The 1,201-nt window shown below is 67.2% G+C and carries 2 protein-coding genes; both read left to right on the top strand.

All coding sequences use genetic code 11. The features are described 5' to 3' along the window. Nucleotides 1-404 (top strand): ERAP1-like C-terminal domain-containing protein (locus QN345_RS19300; RefSeq protein ID WP_323509146.1); only part of this gene is annotated, 404 nt, incomplete at its 5' end. Nucleotides 405-520: 116 nt separating this feature from the next. Next, the coding region (locus tag QN345_RS19295; RefSeq protein WP_323509145.1) for a mechanosensitive ion channel family protein at nucleotides 521-1,201 on the top strand (681 nt) is incomplete at its 3' end.

Genomic DNA, 1,201 nt, shown 5'->3' with positions numbered 1-1,201 from the left:
GGGCGCCGGTCGCGGTGTTGTCCGCAGCGTGCGCCGCTCTTCCGACCCCGGAGGCCAAGCAGGCCGCCTGGGATTCCCTGATCGAGACGGACACCGCCCCGAATACGATCGTGCGCGTCACCGCGGCCGGGTTCCTGCGCGCGAACGACACGAGCCTGCTCGAGCCGTTCGTCGACACCTACTTCGCGATGCTGCAGCCGATCTGGGTCTCCCGCAGCTTCTCGATCGCGGAGAAGCTCATCATCGGCCTCTACCCGTCCCCGCTCGCCAACCAGGCGCTCGTCGAGGCGACCCGCACGTGGCTCGACGCCAACCCCGAGCCCGTCGCACTGCGTCGCCTCGTGATCGAGAGCCTCGCGGGAGTGGAACGTTCCCTCGCCGCCCAGGCGCGCGACGCCGAGTAGCCACAGGCGGCATCCGCCGGCCCGAACGGCCTCGCCCCTCAGGGGGCGGGGCCGTTTTCACGTTGGCGGGGCGCTCAGGGTTCGCCCGGTCGGCTCTCGGTAGACTCGAAAGCGCTATGAATTGGGACATTATCTGGGCTGAAATCGTCAAATACTTCACAACGACCCTCGGGCTACAGCTGCTGCAGGTGCTCGGAATCCTCATCGTCGCGTTCGCGGTGCACTGGATCCTGCAGTTCGTGATCCGCCGCGTGGTGATCCAGATTGTCACCGGCGTCAAGCGCACCCAGAAGGTTGAGGACACCCGGGCGCTCAACGTGTCCCCGGTCGCCGCCGTTCGCGTCGTGCAGCGCACCCGTACGCTCGGCTCCGTCCTGACCAACATCGTCAATGTGCTCGTCGTGATCATCGCCGGCCTGCTCATCCTGCAGGTGATGGCCCCGAGCATCCTGGGCTCGTTCGCCCTGCTGACGGCCGCGATCGGCGCCGGCCTCGGCTTCGGTGCCCAGAACATCGTCAAGGACATCCTGAACGGCCTGTTCATGGTCATGGAGGACCAGCTCGGCGTGGGCGACATCGTCGACACCGGGTTCGCCTCCGGCGTCGTGGAGACGGTCGGCATCCGCATCACCCAGATCCGCGACGTGAACGGCACGCTCTGGTTCGTGCGCAACGGCGAGATCCTCCGGGTCGGCAACATGTCGCAGGGCTGGGCCCGCGTCATCATCGACCTGCCCATCCCGTACAGCTCGGACGTCGAAGCCATCCAGTCCGAAATGCTGCGGGTCGCGACGGCG

Source organism: Cryobacterium sp. 10I1 (assembly GCF_035019805.1).
Lineage (GTDB): Bacteria > Actinomycetota > Actinomycetes > Actinomycetales > Microbacteriaceae > Cryobacterium > Cryobacterium glucosi.
Note: the sequence above shows the minus strand (reverse complement) of the source record. Positions and strands in the feature narration are given on the sequence as shown.